The organism is Pseudomonas sp. RT6P73, assembly GCF_054897715.1.
In genome coordinates this window covers 267,485-284,827 of the sequence record NZ_JBUBUV010000002.1, presented here as the reverse complement: position 1 = coordinate 284,827, position 17,343 = coordinate 267,485, and the positions used below count along the sequence as shown (strand labels likewise).

The following is a 17,343-nucleotide window of genomic DNA, read 5'->3' as shown; positions in this document are numbered from 1 at the left end:
TTCGCTTGGAACGAAAGATTGGTAGCTCCATCTCGCAGAAGGAATTACGCCATGATCAAAGAAACCCCAAACCCGCCCGCCCCGGACGACGTTTCCCCCTACGAATCCATCGATTCAAAAAAACTCCACGAAGCCGCCGACCGCGCGCTCGATCACTACCTCAACCCCTCCGCCCTGAAATCACCCGTTGCCCGCAAACCGAGCACGATGTTTCTCGTTGCACCGGACATCAAGGACGAAGACCTGCTCGCCCATACCTGTGAATCATTGGCCCAGGCCAGTGTGATGGCGAGTGATTTTGCGGGGTATCTGGAAGGGCCGCATCGACACACGGCGATGGCGATTCAGCAGATTGTGATGCTGGCGGAACTGGCTGCCAATCGAATGCTGGATAACGTTGTCGTGCCGAAATCTGCGCCACGTAGTTGATTCATTGTGGGAGCGGGCCTGCTCGCGAAGGCGGTGTGTCAGTCGACAAACCTGTTGAGTGAACAACCGCTATCGCGAGCAGGCTCGCTCCCACATTAGTTCGGTGTATGGCTGGGGGTTTAGAGGACTTTTAAATCCACCGACACATGCCCACGCGTCATCCGCGAATACGGGCAGATCTGGTGCGCAGCCTCGGCCAGTTCCCGTTTCACGCCCTCCTCCAACCCGGGAATGTTGACGTTCAACCTGACCGCCAGCTGAAAGTCCCCGCTACCGATCTTGCCCAAATCTACCTCGGCATCCACCGACGTGTCTTCCGGCAGTTTGATTTTCATCTTGCCCGCCACCACCTGGATCGCGCCGATGAAGCAGGCGGAATAACCCAGTGCAAACAGTTGCTCAGGATTGGTGCCGGGTTTACCCGATCCCGGCGAGCTGAATTTGACATCTAGCTCCCCATCGCTGGATTTGCCAGTGCCTGTACGGCCGCCGACGGTGTGGGTTTTTGCGGTGTATAGAACGGTTTCCAGTGCAGTGCTCATGATCGTGACTCCTGATGGGAAGCAACAGATGATGGGGCCGGGAGTTCAAGCCTAGCAGCGCAACCCAGACTGACAAGTGACGTCAGTCGGACGAAAAAAAGGCACTGAGCGATAACCGCCAGTGCCTTTTTTCACGTCTGAAAGAACGATCAGCGCGACAACATAAACGTGTCGTACTCCAGATCTTCCAGCGCCGTTGTAAGCCTGTGTAAACCCAGCAATACACAAATCAGCAACGACAACGTAAACCCGTACCCGAAGAAGCTTGGCCCGAGATACATGCTGAACAGCGTCAACATGGCGTTCAACACCGCGAACAGCACGCACAGTTCCAGCACCACCGTGCGCTTGTCGAGGTAGAAGAACACGTTGAGCAACGCCATGAACACCACTTGAATGCTCACACCGATCAGGTCGATGTAGAACAGCGGCAGGTAATAACTGGAGATGCCCAGCCATTCCAGCAGGCGTGGTGCGAACAGGAACAACAGCACCGCCGTCAGCCCCTGGACCTTGCAGATTTCCAGCAGACCCTGGCGGATCGACAAGATCATTTCGGTTTTCAGCTGCCCGATGTGTTGCAGGGTTTCGCCTTCGCGGATCGCCCGGAACAGGCGGTCGTACCACTCGGCAAAGTCGGTCTCGATGCGCACCAGAAACACCGCCATGCCGGGGATGATCGCCAGGTACGCGAGGAAGATCGGCAAGTCGTAAAGGATCGAGGCGCGCAGCGGGCCGACGATTTCGTTGGAGGTGCCGGGGTTGAACCAGAACAGGAACTTGTCGATCCAGATGCCCAGGTTGTAGAAAAAACCGGTGGCCAGCAGGCTGAGGAAAACGTTGCGCCGGTCGAGGAAATCGAAGGCGATCAGTTTCTCGGCGCGGTACTCGCGCAGGATGTCGTAGAGGAACAGAAACAGCAGCGTGCTGTGCCCGATCAACAGCGCCAACAGCAAGCCCGGCATCTGCAGAAAGCTCAGCACGTAGGCACTCGCGACCATCAGCGTGTAACCCACCAGCATCACCAGCAGGATACGGTTATAGGCCTTCATCCCTGAGAGGAAGATGATCACCAGCCACAAATTGCACAACACCACGAAGTTCGCCAACACCAGCACGCGGTAAATCAGCGGCTCGTCGAACAACAAGCCCAGCACCACAATGCCCAACAACCCGGCGCCGAGGGTGACCAGCAACAACACGCCCAACAGGTTGGGCAGGATTTGATCGTACTTGTGTTCGAACAAGCGGTCGGACACGAAGCGCGTGAAGAACAACTGCAAGCCACCCGTCAGGATCAACGAGGTGGCCATCAGGTACGTCACCGTCACCAGGAACTGTCCGACCAGCATGTTTGGCAGTAGCAGGCCGATGCTGATGATGCCCACCAGCATCACGCTGATGATCGACAACACCCACGGGCCGGAACTGATCAGCCCGGCGTAGACGTAGGCGTGCAAAGTCGCCGTGTAGGAATCGCGCGAAAGGATTTTTCGCAGTTCAAAGCCAATACCGGCCATTCAGCTGTTCTCCATGGCGGCTTGATACAGGTCGCGGTAACGCTGCAGCATCAAGGCTTCGGTGTAATAACGAGTGACCCGCAACAAGCCGCTGGCCTGGGCGGCCTGCCAGCGTCGCGGGCTGCGCAACAGTTCAAGGATCGCGGCGCTCGTGGCTTGTGGATCGGCAATCGCCACCACTTTGCCGGCGTGCCCGAGATCACGGTCTTCAGCGCTGCCGCCTTCGATCAATTCGCGGCACGAACCCACGTCGCTGCTGACCACCGGCGTACCGGCGGCCCAAGCTTCAAGGATCACCAGCGGCTGTGCTTCACTGATCGAGGTCAGCACCATCAGGCCGAGTTTCGGCAGGATGTCCTGAATGCGCTGGAAGCCAAGGAAATGCACCTTGCCCTCCAGACCCAGACTGGCCATTAAGCTACGGCATTCGCTGACGTATTCCGGGTCTTCCTCTTCGGGGCCGACGATCCAGCCTTCGGCGTGCGGCATGGCGCTGATCACGCCGCGCATCGCCCGCAGAAAGGTTTTCACGTCCTTGATCGGCACCACACGCCCGATCAAACCGACCACGGGCGCAATCCCGTGAGCGCGGGATTCCAGCGCCGCGGTCCACACCGGCAGGTCGATGCCGTTCGGAATGACTTGGGTGCGGGCCGCGAGGGCGCCGTCCTTGATCTGGCGCTGACGGTTGCCGTCGTAGAGGGCGATGATGTTGTCGGCGCTGTTGTACGTCAGCTGGCCGATGCGCTCGAAGAAACGCACCCACAACGTGCGGATGTAACCCGAGCCGGCGTCGAGGCTGCGGTTCAGCGCCTGGCCGGAACTCTCGGCGATCCAGCTGGCCTGGGCCAGGTCGATCTTGCGTTCCTTGGTGTAGATCCCGTGTTCGCTGAGCAGGTAAGTGCAGTTCCAGCGTTGCTTGAGGATGCAGCCCAGAAAGCCCGCATACCCGGTTGAAATCGAATGCAGCACCCGCGCTTTCGGCATCCGTTGCGCGGCTTCAGCCAACATCAACAACGGCGACTGCATCGCGCGCAGGGTCCAGAAATAATTGACGAAGGACGGGTCGGCGCAATGCTGACGATAGCCTTCGCTCAACGACTCCCAACTGGCGCGGCTGCGCAGTACGTCGTCGAGGGTCATGCGGCCCTGGGCGATGCAGTCGAGCAAGCGTTCGCCCAGTGCAGGGTCCGGCGCATCCGGGTGATGCAGGAAGCGATACAAATCCTGCAACTGCTGTTCGTCAGCCTTGCGTGGCTCCACCAGCCTGTCGGTCGGATGGGTCGCATCTTCGAGAAATACTTCTTCGATGTGCAGCACGTTCGCCGGCACTTCGTAACGCCGGGTCGGATAGGCCTGGCGCTGGCCGCCGATGAACATCACCGAAAAGGTCAGTTCCGGCAGGCCGAGAATCATCTGGTGAATCCAGCTGGAAACGCCGCCGCGCACGTAAGGCCAAGTGCCTTCGAGCAGCAGACAGATGTCGGCAACCGGTGCCTGTTCCTTGTGACTCATGTCCAGCTCCTGACCAATGCGGCGAACGGCGGCCGCTGACGGGTTTCCTCGGGAAGGCGTGCGAGCAGTGCGGGAATTTCGTGGTAACGACCGGCCTCGAACGCCAGCTCGGCGCGAAACGGCAGCACTTGCGCGGCGCCCATGCCGTTTTCCTGAGCCTGACTCAGCAACACCTCGGCACGCTCGACGTCACCACGCTCCAGCGCGATGCGCCCGGCCAGCAGCACCAGCTCACCGCCCTCGCCCGCGGCCAGGCCAAGCTCGGCATGTTCGCTGGCTTGATTGAGCACGTGGTCGAGCACGCTGCCTTGGGCCAGGCCCAGATACGCCAGCTCCCAATACCAACGCGCCAGCCTGCCGTGCAGCGCACCCGCCGCTTTGGCATTGGCGTCGACCAGTTCGCCAAGCGCGATCTGGATGTGCAGGTTGATGTCGCTTTCCTGCTTGTCGAGCATCGAATACGCCAGCAGCCGCACATCGTCACTCGGGTCACCGAGGGCCAGTTTGAGGATCGGCACCGCCTCTTTGCCGGGCATGCGCCGAGTGGCCAGCAGGGCGGCCAGACGTTGATCCGGATCCGGCGCATGACGCAACACGTCCTGCAAACCGCCATCGGCATAGATCGGCGAGTGCAGTTGCACCTGCGCCCGAAACGGCAGTTTCGGGATGCCCACCGCTTGCCACGCTTGCTTGTCGCGTTTGCGCGGCAGGTACAGCGCCGGGAAGATCGCCGCCACCACGCCGACCGCGCCGAGCACCGGCACGAAGAACGCCAGGCTGAAGATAAACAGCGGGCTCCACGGCAGCGGCGAACGGTAGCGCGCCGGCAGCAACAGCCACACGGCCGCACACAACATCACGCAGGCCAGGCCATGGCTGAGGGTGAACACCAGCAATTGTTGTAACTCGGGCGCCGCGAGCCACAAACTGGCCCAACTGCCCGCCTCTAACAACAAGGCTCCGCTAAACAGCCACTTGCTGATCATTCAGGCCACACTCGTTGAACAGGAAATTACGCAGCCCGTTGCGTTCACAGCCGGGCTCCAGGTTGAACGGCAACACGCGCACGCCGAGGCTGTCGAGGCTGCTTTCAATGCCAAAGTGTTCGTGCAGCATCAGGTTCATCCGCGCCAGATAGCCTTCGGTGCCTTGCGGACTGGTCAACGGCAACAGCACCAGCAACAGCTGATGATCGCGGTTGTTACGCAGCGGCAATTGCAGATCGAGGCCACGCTGGCTGCGTTCGAACAGTCGCGACAGCTCATCGTTGGGACGGGTGATTTCAAAGGCGAAAAGACCGGCCGCCAGTTTGTGCTGCTCGACGTCCACCAGCGAACGCTTGAGTTGCAGCGTGAACTGCTGTGCATCGGCGTCGGCCAATTGCAGCACTTGCGGGTCGCGGCGCAGCAGGTCGGCGATGTGCCCGGCGAGCAACGACAACAGGCTCAGCGTGCGATCCTGGAAAGCGAAGAACGGCATCTGCCGCACCGCCAGAATCGCCAACAAACGCCCTTCGGCATCGATCAGCGGAATGCAGGCCTGCAACGACGAGAACTGCGCCGAGCTGCCGGCATCAATCAGTTCCTGCCGCACGCTGACCAGTTCGCCACGTTCCAGGCACAGCTTGACCAGACCGTCTTCGGTGCCCAACGGCCCCATGACGCCGATGGTCGCCAAGGCCTCGGGCAACACGTTTTCTTCACGCTCATCGACGCGGTACAGCCCGGCCACGCGCAACGTGCCGTACTGGCCGAGCATGGTCACGATCGGATCGGCCAGCGCGGCCAGTGCATCGCCTTCGTCCGGCATCACTCGGAGTTTTTCGCGCAAGCCCAGCAACGAACTGCGCAAGCTCTGATCGCTGCCCGCCACGCGCTGCTCCAGCAGGTCGTGGGAGACCCGCAGAATCTGGTGCGCGCGGGTGAATTCGTCGAGTCGGTACTGGCGGTAATCGTTGGCCATCTGCAGCCGCTGCAAGCGCCGCTCCCACAGATCACGAACCTCGCCAACCAGCATGCCGCTGACCAGCACGCCGACAATGAAGGACGGATCGAGCTGGGCGTAGGCTTCATGCCCGATGTAACGCAGCGCAAACAGTGCCGCCACCAACAGACCGGCGCTGAGCAAGCCGCGCACGAAACCGTAGCGCACGCCTAACAACAACGGCGCCAACACTGGCCAGGGAAAACCGGCGTGCATTTGCAACGGGTCTTCGGGGGTCAGCCACAAGCCCAGGCCAATCGCCGCGCCGGTGACCAACAGCGTTTCCAGCCAAGACACCGGACCGCTGGCACGCGGCGCGAGGCTGTAATCCATGTGAGGAGAGTTCATTGCATTCACTCGAACCGAAGGGCGCCAACAAGTGTGTCGAGCACCGTTTGCGCGGTGCCGGCGAGGCTTTCACGGGACCAGCCCGCGCGCGCGCCGCTTTTGCTCCAGAGCACACGACCGCTGCTGGCTTCGAGCACGCGCAGGCTGATGCCCACCGCCGGCTCGCCGTCCAGACCGTTCTTGTACTGCCACTCTTCAACGCTGCCGGCGACCACGTAATCAAGCTTCTGATCCCGTGCCCAGTCGAGGGCGCCAGCCAGGCGTTCGTTGTCATCCATCAGCGCTTGTTCGCCCTGCGTGCTGACCGGGTAAACCCGTGGTTGCAGACCATGGCTGCTGAGCACGCTGAGCAGGATCTGCTCGGCGCGTTCACCGGCCTGCGGGGTTTGCGAATAGTTGATCATCGGCACGGTGCCCCACTTCGCAGTACGCGGAAGATTCGGGCTGGTGTCGCCGGTGAAGTTGGCGCAACCGGCGACGAACAGGACTGCCAGAGCCAGGCTCAGATTACGAATTGCTTGCATCAGTTTTTCTCCTGTAAACATTTCATGATCAGCGTCCGAATCGCACGCCGTAGCTCACACCCAGTGTGCCGCCTGCCTGACCGTCCCCGCCCTGTGGGGCGGATTGGTAGCCGACGGTGAGGGCCAATTCGTCACCGCCCAGCACTTCGACGCCGATCCCGGTGTTGATGCCGTAGTTGAAGGTTTGATCCAGCCATTGCCAGCCCGCCGTCACGTCCACTAGCCAGGTGTATTGCGGGCGAGTGCGCACCAGCGCGCCCGGCAAACCGCGACGCCAGGAGCTGCCGACATACAGTTGGCCGTAACGGCTTTGCAGTAGATCGTCGGCCGTCACGACCGTGGGGTCGTCCGAGTCATCAACGCTTTTCACCGGGCCGCCGTTGGCGCTGGACAGGTAATCCAGGGTGCGGTCCTTGACGTTGTTGTGCTGATAATCGACGCCGCTGCGCACGGTCCAGTTAGGCCCCGCAAATTCCAGCGTGTGGTTGTATTCCATCTTCAGCGCCTGGCCGTTGCCCAGAGAATCACCCGCCCGCGTGGAGAAAGATTTCTGTGCCACTTCCCAGCTGATCTGATCCCGCGCCGAGAGCCCGTGACGACCGCCGACCCACACACTGTCGTGCTGGCCGAAAGCGCGCATCAGGCCGCTGTCTTCGCTTTTGCGATGCCAGTCCAGGCCGGTCTCGATCTGATCACTGGCGCTCAACTGCCAGGTCCGGGACACGCCCAGGCCGGTGCGGTCATCGTCATCGCGCTGACTGGTGTCGGCGAACAGTTTGTAGCCGCCGTCCTCCACCGAACGTTGCAGGGTCAGCGCGGCATTGCGCTCATCACCCATGCGCGATTCGATCAGTTGATCGCTGTTGTACTTACCGTTCTCCAGTTCAAGATTGGCGTACCACTGAGCGCCAAGGTTGTGCGCAATTTGCAGACGCGGGGCGTTGAATTCCAGGCCACCGAAATCCTGCTGATGCCAGGACAGCTGCGCGCCTTGCGGTGTCAGTTCCTGGAGTTCCACGGCCTGACGGCGCAGTTGCTCGCGCACGGCGGCCGGCTGATCGTCACCCAGTGCCGATTGGCTGAGGTCGAGGGCTTCATCGAAGCGGCCGAGACGACTGAGGGCCTGAGCACGTTGCGCCGGGTTCAGATCGCTACTGGCCAACAGCGTTTCGACTTGCGCCTTGTTACGGCTGCGCAAGGCTTGCTGAATGTCTTCGTAACGCTGGACCTTCAAGCCCTGGCTCCGCGCCCACTCAAGCCATTGGTCTTTCTGCGATTCCTGGTTCGTTGCGTCGAGACGCGCCAGCAACCGCTCGAACCACAATTGCAGCATTGCCGGCGAGCCGTCCTTCCACTTCGCCACTTCCTGCTGCGCCTTGGCCGGCGAGTAACTGCTGGCCATCAAACGCAACCAGATTGCGTAACGCCGGGACGATGGCTGAATGTTTTCGCCTTCGGGGCTGCGCAGCAGCTTCAGGCGCAACCGTTGCGCCGCGTCCTGATAACCCGCACTTTCGAGGGCATCGGCATACGCCGCGCGCACCAGCCAATCCTGCGGACTGCTCTTGAGGTACAGGCGGTACCAGGCCAACGCTTCGGCATCGCGACCGAGCATCTGACTGGCACTGGCGAACGGCAGCCACAGGATTCGATCCTGACGCGCCTGGGGTTTCCATTCCGTCAGCAAGGGCTTGAGCGCGGCAGTGTTGCCTTGATCGACGTACAGCCACATCAGGCGCTCGCGGAACAGGTTGTCATCCGGGAAGCGCGACAAGCCCAAGAGGTACAGACGCTGAGCTTCGTCGACGTTGCCCTGCTGAACCGCCAAGGCACCGCGTACCGCCAGCACTTGTGCCTGTTCGTTGGCGTCCGGGTATTGCTCGGCGTCTTTGAGCAGTGCGACTACTTGCGGCCAGTCCTGCAATTCCTGGGCTTGCTGCAAGGATTCAACCAGACGCTGCGGATCACGACTGCGATTCCAACTGCCGACCATCATGGTCAGGGCACGCTTCGGATCGCTGCTGCGATACATCGTGATCAGCTGACTCTCGTCGCCACTGTTGAGCGAACCCTTGAGCGCGAGGAGTCTTTCCAGGGAAATCTGCAGCTCGTTGTCGAGCTCCAGGTCCCACGCCAAGGCAGCACGCAGGCGCCAGTAACCCTCATCGGTGATCTTGCGGTTATCGACCCGCAACACGTCCCACGCCGCCTGATTATCAAACAGCTTCAGGTCAGTATTGGCCCAGTCAATGCGCTCGGTCGTGGTCAGTGCGAAGCGTTTCGAGTAGCGCTTGTAGACTTCGGTTTTCTGCGCGAACTGCCCAGTGTTTTCGAGGTTTTGCAGCAGGCGCGTCCAGGCCAGACGATGCGCCGGGTACTTGCGCAAGTAAGCGCGCAACCAGGCTTCGGCTTGGGTCGGTGTGCCGCGGGATTCGTGACCGTAGATCAACGCATCGAGTTCGACGTCGGTCAGCGCGCGCTGCTCCATGATCTCGGCGAGCAGGGGAATCGACCGGTCAAAGTCGTACTGCTGACTCGCCAGACGCCAGGCGTGTTCACGGGTTTGCGGATCTTCGTGCAGTTTCAGCAGACGAATCCAATAGCCGAGGGCGGCCTGACTGTCGCCAAGCCATTCACCCAGATGCCCCATCTGCTCGAGCAACGTCAGGTCATCCGGGTGTTCAGCCACGAGCTGCTGACCACTGTCCCACGCACCGGACAGGTCGCCGAGGGCCAGGCGCATGCTGAATTCTTTCCGGAGGATTTGCGGGTTGTCCGGCTGCAATACGCGCCACTGATCAAGAAAACGCTGGGCCAGATCGAAGCGCTTGCTGCCGACAGCGACGTCGACACCCTGCTCCAGCCATGCCGAATCGGTTTGCGGATTCTTGAGCTGATCCAGCTCATCGGCCAGTACGCGCGCGGCTTGATCACCACGGCCGGCCGCCAACAGACTGTTGAACGCCAGTTGCGCGTATTCACGACGCTCAGACGCTTGTTGGCTGTCTTGCTTGAGCAGCAGATAAATGTCGGCGGCACGGCCAGGTTGCTCACCCGCCAGGTACCACTGCGCGGCGGACTTGAGCGCAGCGATGCGCTGAGCCGGATCGCGATCGGCGATTTCTTCGTAGACGCTGGCAGCGAACGCCGGCGCCTGTAACGTCAATGCCAACTTGGCCAGGTTTTGCAATTGCGGCAGCGGCAGCATACGGTGATCAAAGCTTTGCAGGCGTTCGATCAAGGCTTTCTGCGCAACCGGATCGTCGGCTTTCGCCGCTTCCAATGCATCGAGTTCCAGCCGGTAATAGGCCTGCAACTCGAGTTCTGGTTTCGGCCAGCTCTCAAGGTGCTGACGCGCCTTCGGGTAGTCGCCGAGACGGATCAACAGATCGACCAATTGCAAGCGCAGGTGATCGTCATCCGGGTGCGCCGCCAACAGCAATTCGGCGTAGTTGGCCGAGACCGCATCTGGCTCGCGGCCATCGGGCTGGAACACTTCTTCGCGCTGGAACGTTACCCACAGCAGGCCGCCCACGGCCACCGCCACCACCGCCAATGCCCAGGGATTGAGCAGGCGGCTGCCTTTAGTTGCCGAGGAGTTAGATGCAGTAGAGCTGACCATGACTCACCTGCTTCATTGGTAATTGAAAAACCCACAGGCCTGCGGATGCCTTGCCTGCAAATTGCTGCCCGTCCACTTCAACCCGGCAGCTGCTCGCCGAACGCACGGAGAAGGTCAGGTCGACCTGACCGGCAAACGAAAAGCTCACGTGCTTTTCGTCCACATATTTCCAGTCGACCAGCGGCAGATTGGCCTCCTCCAGTGCCGGCCGTTCATCCCGGTCGGGGCGCAACACCAGCAACGCCTGGTCGCTGCTCAACGCCACGTATCGGCCCTGCGGCAAGTCGCGAACACCGGCGACGCCTTGCGAACGCAGCAGATCCGGCCAGCCCATTTGCGGGTCGAGTCGCAGGGTGCGCAGCGCGTCCATCCCGCGAACCTGCCAGTCGCCTTCGGCGGTGCGCGCCAGACTGGCCTGATACAAACCGTGCACACGATCGAGGTAGTCGCTCATCCACAGCGACATCGGTTGCTGGTCCTTCATGTAGCCGTAGATCTCGTTCATCGCCTTGATCGAGGCCTGCTTGGTGCTCGAGTAGAAGTGGTAATACAGGTGCAGACCGCGCAAGCGCCGTGGGCTGTCGGTGAGTTCGAAGGTGTCGATCACATCGCGGAAGCCGTAATACGGCCCCTTCCACAAGTTGGTGTAGAGGTTCTCGTTGATGATCGGCGCGTAGTACTGCAAGCCGCCTTCGGTGGGGCGCAGTAACGGGTTGAGGCCGGTCAGCGACGGGTTGGCCTTGGTCAGCATGGTCTCGGCGCCGTTGACGTTTTTCAGACCCGCGTCGTAGGCCAGCTTCAGCGTGGCGGCCGAGGGCAAGGCATCGCCCGGCCAGAAGATCAGCTTCACCGGTTTTTCCGGGGTGGTGAGCTGCTGGTTGATGTAGTCGCGCGAGCCAAAAATCTCGCGGCGGAAATCGATTTTGTCGTAACCCGGGATGGCCATTTTCAAGCCATATTCCGGATTGAAATTCTCACGTTTCTGCGCCACTTCCGGCTGCATGAAAAACGGATGGCTGAAGGTGTGGCTGGCGACTTCGACTTTTGGATTGGCAAACAACTCGCGGGCGATGGGCTCCAGTTCGCGCGCCAGAAACGGGAACATGCCGCGCGGTGAAATCTCGCCTTCGACGATCGACACCGAGGTCAGGAACGGGTTGGGCCGAATGAAATCATCGAGCACCTGCTTGCCAGCATACGGCGTGCCGCGCACTTCGGCGCGCGAAGGGAATCCATCGCCGTCGATGTGCACGGTGGCGATGCGGCGGCCGTTTTCGGTGGTGGTGTCCGGACGCGGCTGCACCGGCAGGCGCAAGCTGGCCTGGAGGAAGGCGAACGGATCGAGAATCCAGCGGCTGCGCTCGTTGTTCGTTTCGAGAATGTACGGCGCCAGTGCTACACCGCCCCAATCAGCCGTCGCCACCGGGGCGAATGTCTGGCCGTCAGCAGTGGTCAGCAGCAACGCGGCTTTCGGACCTTTGGGCAGCAGGGAAATCGCGGTCAGGTCACGGGATCGGGGCTGCACCGGGGCTTCGAAGGCGCCGATCAGCGCCTTGTCCTGATAACTGATGGTCAACGCTTGAGTGCCGATCGGCGCCGAGCGATTCAGGCCCAGACGCTTGAGCAACAGCGGGTCTTGAATCGGCAGGCCGGAAAAAAACACCACCGGCACCTGTTCGTCCAGACGCTTGCCGATCCAGCTATTGAAAGCCGATGCGTCCTGCGGCGGGCCGCTGGTCATCCAGGTCACGATCCCGGCGTACAGACCGCTGAAACGGTGCTCCGGCAAGGAGCTGTCGACGGGCAGGTAGTCCACCCGGTAGCCGAGGTATTCGAGCAAACCGCCGAGCAAGGTGTGCCCGGCATTGCGCACCAAGTCACCTTCGCGCGGATCGTAAAGCAGCGCGATTCGGCGCGGCTGAACTTCAATGCTGCTGATGCCCATCGAGTCCAGCTCAGGCGTGCCGATGTAAGGAATGAAGCCCTCATCGCGCAGACGCTTGGCCAGTTTGCGCGCTTCGTCGCGACGCTCCGGCGGCAGGTAGTCGATCGCCACCAGAGGAATGCCTTTGACGCGCAACGGTTGGATCTGGGTTTCCAGCCACTCGCGATCGGCTTCAGGTACCGGGCGATAGCGCTTGGCGGAAGCGTCCCAACCGGCGTGAATCGATTCGATCGCCACCGCGGCAGCCACGCCATCGAGGTCGGGCAACACTTCAAATCCACGGTTGAAAAACAGCTTCAGGTTCGGCTGACGCTGGTGCAATTCCCGCAGGAAACCGGCGAGTGCCAGACGCTGTGTTTCTCTCGACGACTCCGGCAACAACTGGAAGCTGTCGAGGGTGTCGAGAAACAACCCGGCGTAGCCTTCGGCCTGCAACGCCTTGGCTCGTCCGAACAAATGTTCACGCCAGGCGGGTGCCGCGAGGTCCATGACCTGACTGTCCCACGCGCCATTGCGCACCGGACTGACCGCCCCCGAGAGAGATGCCTTGTCGAGTTCGGCCTTGCCACCGTGGAATTCGCCCACCGACAGATAAGCGAACGGCTGGCTGCCCAATTTGCGCAGGGTTTTGACGTCGCCCACGGTCATGTGCCCCGGCTCGACCACCGACCAGTCGAACTGAGCCAACTCGGAAATGGGCGGTTGATCGGCGTACCAAAAAACCACGCTGGCGGGTTGCGGCAATGCTGCGGCCTGGACGGCGGGCCCGCTCACGAACAACGCTAAAGCGGCGAGCAGCCGTTTAACGGCCGCGCGGACACGCGTCCTGCGAAAAACGATTTCCATAACTCACTCTTGAATTGACTGAACCGAAACTGCTTGGACGTCGGACAGTAGAACCGGCCGGGTTAGAGGCTGCGAATAAGCTGCGCCAGGCCTTTGCCGATGGCGGTCGGTTCCGGGAGCGTGAAACGCTCGAGCAGGCGGCTGTTGTTGGCGCGCGAATGGCGAATGTCGCCTTGACGTGGCGCGTGATGAATCACCTTCAGCGGGCTGCCGGTGACGGCGCCCAATTCAGTGATCAGGTCGTTGAGGCTGGTGGAACGACTCAGGCCAACGTTCACCGCGCCGGGGCTCGGTTCGCTGACTTCCAGGGACTGAACGAGGATGCTCACCAGGTCCTGGACATAGACGAAGTCGCGGGTCTGCGCACCGTCGCCGAAAATCGCCACCGACTGCTCCGCCATGGCCAGCTTGGTAAAGATGCTGATCACGCCGGAGTACGGCGATGAAGGATCCTGGCGTGGGCCGAAGATGTTGAAGAACCGAAAGATCATCGGTTCCAGACCATGCTCGCGGCGATAGAAATCGAGGTATTGCTCACTCGCCAGTTTGTCGCTGGCATACGGCGTGAGCGGGGATTTTGGCGTGTCTTCGTGAATCGCCGTGCCTTCGCCGTTGTTGCCGTAGATGGCGGCGCTGGAAGCGAATACCACGCGCTTGATCCCGGCCTTCACCATGCTTTCGCACACGTTGAGTGTGCCGACGAAGTTGCTTTGATGGGTGCTGACCGGATCATCCACCGACGCTTGCACCGAGGCCACCGCCGCCAGGTGAACGACAGCACCGCAATCGCGCATGGCCTGCGCCACCACGGCACCGTCTGCGACATCACCGATGACCAGGCTCAGATTGGCATTATCCATCGGCAGATTGCTGACCTTGCCGGTCGACAAATTATCCAGCACGCGGACTTTGTAGCCTTTACCAAGCAACGCTTCCACGAGGTGCGACCCAATGAAACCTGCACCGCCAGTCACCAGTATTCGCTCAACAAACATGAAATCTCTCCCTGAACAGTAGAGCGGATACGAGTGATTAAAGTCCGCCGATTTTATGGCGCAAGGCCACCAAAACGCGGCCGATAATGGGAGATCAAATAGCCACTGTCAATACTTTGTCTAATTTATCGCCGAGCGGTATTTCACCTTAAAAACCGCCACTTATTTGACGACATTTATTAGCTGCAGGCTGTCATGCAATTGCCATTTCAGACCGTCAAACTACGTTTTGACCGGAACTCTCGCCATGCCTCAAGCCCTCCTTATCATCGACGTCTAACCCAGCTTCGAGCCGCCAAAATGGCTCATCGATGGCATCCGGAAAATCCTCGGCAGCCAGCCCAGCGTCGCCGCCGTCGAACGCACGACGAATCAAAAACACTTTTTGAGAGACAACTTGGATGGCACCCTGCGCCGGACGATGACAGCTTGATCGAGGCGGATCGCATCTTTATCAAGCACTCGGATGGGGGCGTTGGGGGTGAAACTTTAGGAGCATCATTTCAAGCACACGATGAGGTCGGATGACCTGTAATCAACAGGGAGCGCCGCTCTAAGGAAAATAAATATGAACATCTGGATCACTGCCGCCCTTGCGGCCATGGTTTCCCTGTCTGTACACGCCGCGACCGAAGTCGCGCCCCGTGTCGAGCAGGTCCCTTTCGACAAGGGCACCGATGCCGTCGAGATCAAACAGTCCATCCAGGGCCGGCTCACTGCGCAATACCGTGTGAGTGCAAAGGCAGGCCAGATATTGACCGTCGACCTCAAGCCTTCCAACACATCTGCCTACTTCAACATCACCGCCAAAGGCGCGGACTACGCGCTGTTTAATGGCTCGATCATGGGCAACCACTTCATGGGGCCGTTGCCCGTCGATGGCGAATACACGGTTCAGGTGTACCTCATGCGCAACGCCGCACGGCGCAACGAGGTGGCGAACTACAACCTTTCATTGAACCTCAGCCCATCCGATACCTCGGACAGCACTCAGCCGTTTGACCAGACGCTTGAATTGCAGGGCATTCGTTTTCACGTGACGGGGAAATGGGTCGACGGGAACCCAGCAGTGCGCATCTCGCCTCAAGGGCTGGAGATAAATAATTCGGATATCACTCGGTCGCTGACCGGCAACATCGTCCGGGCGGAAGTCGCGGACCTTGATCAGGACGGTTCGCCGGAGATTTACGTCTTCGTCAGATCCCCTGGGCGTGGGTTGCCGGGGGAGCTGGTTGCGTATGCGGCCAATCGCAAGAAATCGCTGAGCGAGATTTATCTTCCGGTTGTTAGTGAAAATGCGAAAGCAGCAGAGGGGTACCAGGGGGAGGATGAGTTTGCGGTGATGGAGGGTTCGTTGGTGCGGCGGTTTCCGGTTTATGAGAGTGCGGATGATGGGGCGGGAAGGACGGGGAAGATGCGGCAGGTTCGTTATCGGTTGGTGGCTGGGGAGGCTGGGTGGGTTTTGCGGGGGGATGGGGTTACGGAGTATTGAGAAAAAATAGGCTCGCGCACATCACCAAAAATAGATCCGGCCTTTTCTCTTTTTCTCTGGGCGAAAAAAAGCCCAGGACTGCAGGGCGGATCTAACAATTGACTGCACGCTGTACTGAGCTAATGGACAAACTTTGACTCGTACCCTTCCTCACCGTCAACCGCCAGATCGCGTAGGAATTACGTCTCCGTAATCGTAGCTTGTTTCTGAGTGATCGATTTTCAGAGCGTTGCTCTTAGCAAAACCTTATCAATGATTCTTTAAGCGAGACGTAGTCCTCGTCCTAGGAAACTTCCCGCAACTCGTATCGACTTTCATGAACTGGCGGAAGGTGTTCTGCATCGATAGCCTTCAGGTGTCGCTGTAAACACAGCGAACGGCTTTGACAGGCTGAAAAGTGTACCCTTTCACTCCTCCCGATCAGGCGGCATGCTCACGCGCACGCTGTCTTGTTTATGGCGGCTGTGCGCGGGGCATCTTCGGATGCACCGGGTTCTCACACTTCCGGTCTGTCAACCCGCGTACGGCTGCCACCCAATCCTGTTTGACAGCAGGGGATGGCAGCTTCTCTCAATAGTGTGAGGAATTCGTCATGAAAAAAATCACCCCAAATCCGCCCGAATCTGCGGCACATTCAGATGCAGACACGCCCGATTTAAGCCAACTTTCCGAAACCACCGAACGCATCATCAGCGCCCGCCTCCGCAACCCAAACCACCCCGACCCCATCAGCCACGTTTTCACCATCCTCCCCGACGTCGACACGCCTACCTTGCTCGCTCACGCCTGCGAAACCCTGGCCTCACTCAACGTCATGACCACCGACCTCGCCTGCGAACTCGAAGGCTCACGCCGCAACGTGGCACTGGCGATTCAGCAGTTGGCCGTGCTGGCCGAACTGTTGGTAAACCGAGCACTGGACAACCTCGACCCGCCCGATGGCGTGTCCGAAGTTCCGCCCGCCAGCCACCACTGAGTGGTCGCGCTCTTTTACCCAATGGAGGTTTTGTCATGGATCGATACATGCCTGTCACCGGCATCGACTGCACCATCGCGTCGCTGCTGATCGACACCGAAGCACCGCTGGACGTACTGCATGAAACCGCGGCTTACCGTATCCGCACCGCGACTCAATTGCTGGAGAGCTTTGCTGTGAGCGAGGGTGTTCACAGTGAATTGGCGCGAGTGCTGGTGACATCGCTACGCGATGGCTGCGATTTGATGGATGTCGTCGGCCGACGATTGCAGGCGCAGGTTTCGTCGATGTAAAGACAAAACCATCGAATCTGCCCACAACAAAAAAGGCACCTGACGAGAATATCGCAGGTGCCTTTTGGGGCTTTGACTCAACAGAAGGTTTCATAAACTGTAACTTTCTGTCGACTCAATAGACTTCCCACTTCAAGCCGTCGCAGGAGCGAATTACAGGACAGGTTCTTCGGAAATTTCCTGCAAGCCATATCGACTCTGAGCTGATTGTGGTGATCACGCTTTAAATCTACGCTGAACCAACAAAACGGCTATTCGTCCCCGACTGGTTGCTTGAGCTCATCCTTACGACCAGAATCCCCTCGTCGAATCA

13 protein-coding genes and 1 pseudogene are annotated in these 17,343 nt (G+C 59.9%); 5 read left to right on the top strand and 9 right to left on the bottom strand.

Annotated elements, in window-relative coordinates:
• Nucleotides 1-51 precede the first annotated feature (51 nt).
• On the top strand, nt 52-429 hold the full coding sequence (locus ACYZT6_RS01480; protein WP_462025435.1) for a DUF6124 family protein: 378 nt from the start codon (nt 52-54) through the stop codon (nt 427-429).
• A 119-nt stretch (nt 430-548) separates the two neighbouring features.
• On the opposite strand, the gene ACYZT6_RS01475 is transcribed toward ACYZT6_RS01480, so the two are convergent.
• The 9 genes from ACYZT6_RS01475 to ACYZT6_RS01435 all read right to left on the bottom strand — a co-directional run bounded on the left by ACYZT6_RS01475 (nt 549) and on the right by ACYZT6_RS01435 (nt 14,269).
• On the bottom strand, nt 549-971 hold the full coding sequence (locus ACYZT6_RS01475; protein WP_461979365.1) for an organic hydroperoxide resistance protein: 423 nt from the start codon (nt 969-971) through the stop codon (nt 549-551).
• 149 nt (nt 972-1,120) lie between these two features.
• Entirely contained in the window at nt 1,121-2,491 is a 1,371-nt protein-coding gene (pelG, locus tag ACYZT6_RS01470) for an exopolysaccharide Pel transporter PelG (RefSeq protein ID WP_462025434.1), read from the bottom strand.
• Nucleotides 2,492-4,006 carry a GT4 family glycosyltransferase PelF gene (gene pelF / locus ACYZT6_RS01465; RefSeq protein ID WP_462025433.1) on the bottom strand — a complete coding sequence of 505 codons (1,515 nt, stop codon included), beginning with the start codon at nt 4,004-4,006 and terminating at the stop codon, nt 2,492-2,494. It lies immediately after the preceding gene.
• Nucleotides 4,003-4,992 carry a HEAT repeat domain-containing protein gene (locus ACYZT6_RS01460; protein WP_131060810.1) on the bottom strand — a complete coding sequence of 330 codons (990 nt, stop codon included), beginning with the start codon at nt 4,990-4,992 and terminating at the stop codon, nt 4,003-4,005. The genes pelF and ACYZT6_RS01460 overlap by 4 nt, the downstream gene beginning before the upstream one ends.
• Entirely contained in the window at nt 4,970-6,337 is a 1,368-nt protein-coding gene (locus ACYZT6_RS01455; RefSeq protein ID WP_462025432.1) for a PelD GGDEF domain-containing protein, read from the bottom strand. The genes ACYZT6_RS01460 and ACYZT6_RS01455 overlap by 23 nt, the downstream gene beginning before the upstream one ends.
• A gap of 5 nt (nt 6,338-6,342) precedes the next feature.
• Entirely contained in the window at nt 6,343-6,861 is a 519-nt protein-coding gene (locus ACYZT6_RS01450) for a penicillin-binding protein activator LpoB (protein WP_462025431.1), read from the bottom strand.
• Nucleotides 6,862-6,889: 28 nt separating this feature from the next.
• The gene (locus ACYZT6_RS01445) at nt 6,890-10,483 is read right to left on the bottom strand and encodes a tetratricopeptide repeat protein (protein ID WP_462025430.1); all 3,594 of its coding nucleotides are present in this window, start codon (nt 10,481-10,483) and stop codon (nt 6,890-6,892) included.
• Complete coding sequence (locus ACYZT6_RS01440) at nt 10,461-13,274, bottom strand: bifunctional glycoside hydrolase 114/ polysaccharide deacetylase family protein (protein WP_462025429.1); 2,814 nt, start codon at nt 13,272-13,274, stop codon at nt 10,461-10,463. The genes ACYZT6_RS01445 and ACYZT6_RS01440 overlap by 23 nt, the downstream gene beginning before the upstream one ends.
• 62 nt (nt 13,275-13,336) lie before the next feature.
• Nucleotides 13,337-14,269: an NAD-dependent epimerase/dehydratase family protein gene (locus ACYZT6_RS01435; protein ID WP_462025428.1), complete on the bottom strand. Its 933-nt coding sequence runs from the start codon at nt 14,267-14,269 to the stop codon at nt 13,337-13,339.
• A 307-nt stretch (nt 14,270-14,576) separates the two neighbouring features.
• Here ACYZT6_RS01435 and ACYZT6_RS01430 point away from each other — a divergent pair.
• From ACYZT6_RS01430 to ACYZT6_RS01415, 4 genes and pseudogenes are all read left to right on the top strand, one after another.
• Nucleotides 14,577-14,731 (top strand): annotated as a pseudogene (locus ACYZT6_RS01430) (hydrolase); the annotation flags it as partial.
• Between the two features lie 106 nt (nt 14,732-14,837).
• Nucleotides 14,838-15,761, top strand: coding sequence for a hypothetical protein (locus ACYZT6_RS01425; RefSeq protein WP_462025427.1), 924 nt, complete (start codon nt 14,838-14,840; stop codon nt 15,759-15,761).
• 592 nt (nt 15,762-16,353) lie between these two features.
• On the top strand, nt 16,354-16,737 hold the full coding sequence (locus ACYZT6_RS01420; RefSeq protein ID WP_462025426.1) for a DUF6124 family protein: 384 nt from the start codon (nt 16,354-16,356) through the stop codon (nt 16,735-16,737).
• A 35-nt stretch (nt 16,738-16,772) separates the two neighbouring features.
• A complete protein-coding gene (locus ACYZT6_RS01415) occupies nt 16,773-17,030 on the top strand; it encodes a hypothetical protein (RefSeq protein WP_208670081.1) in 258 nt (85 codons plus the stop codon).
• Nucleotides 17,031-17,343 lie beyond the last annotated feature (313 nt).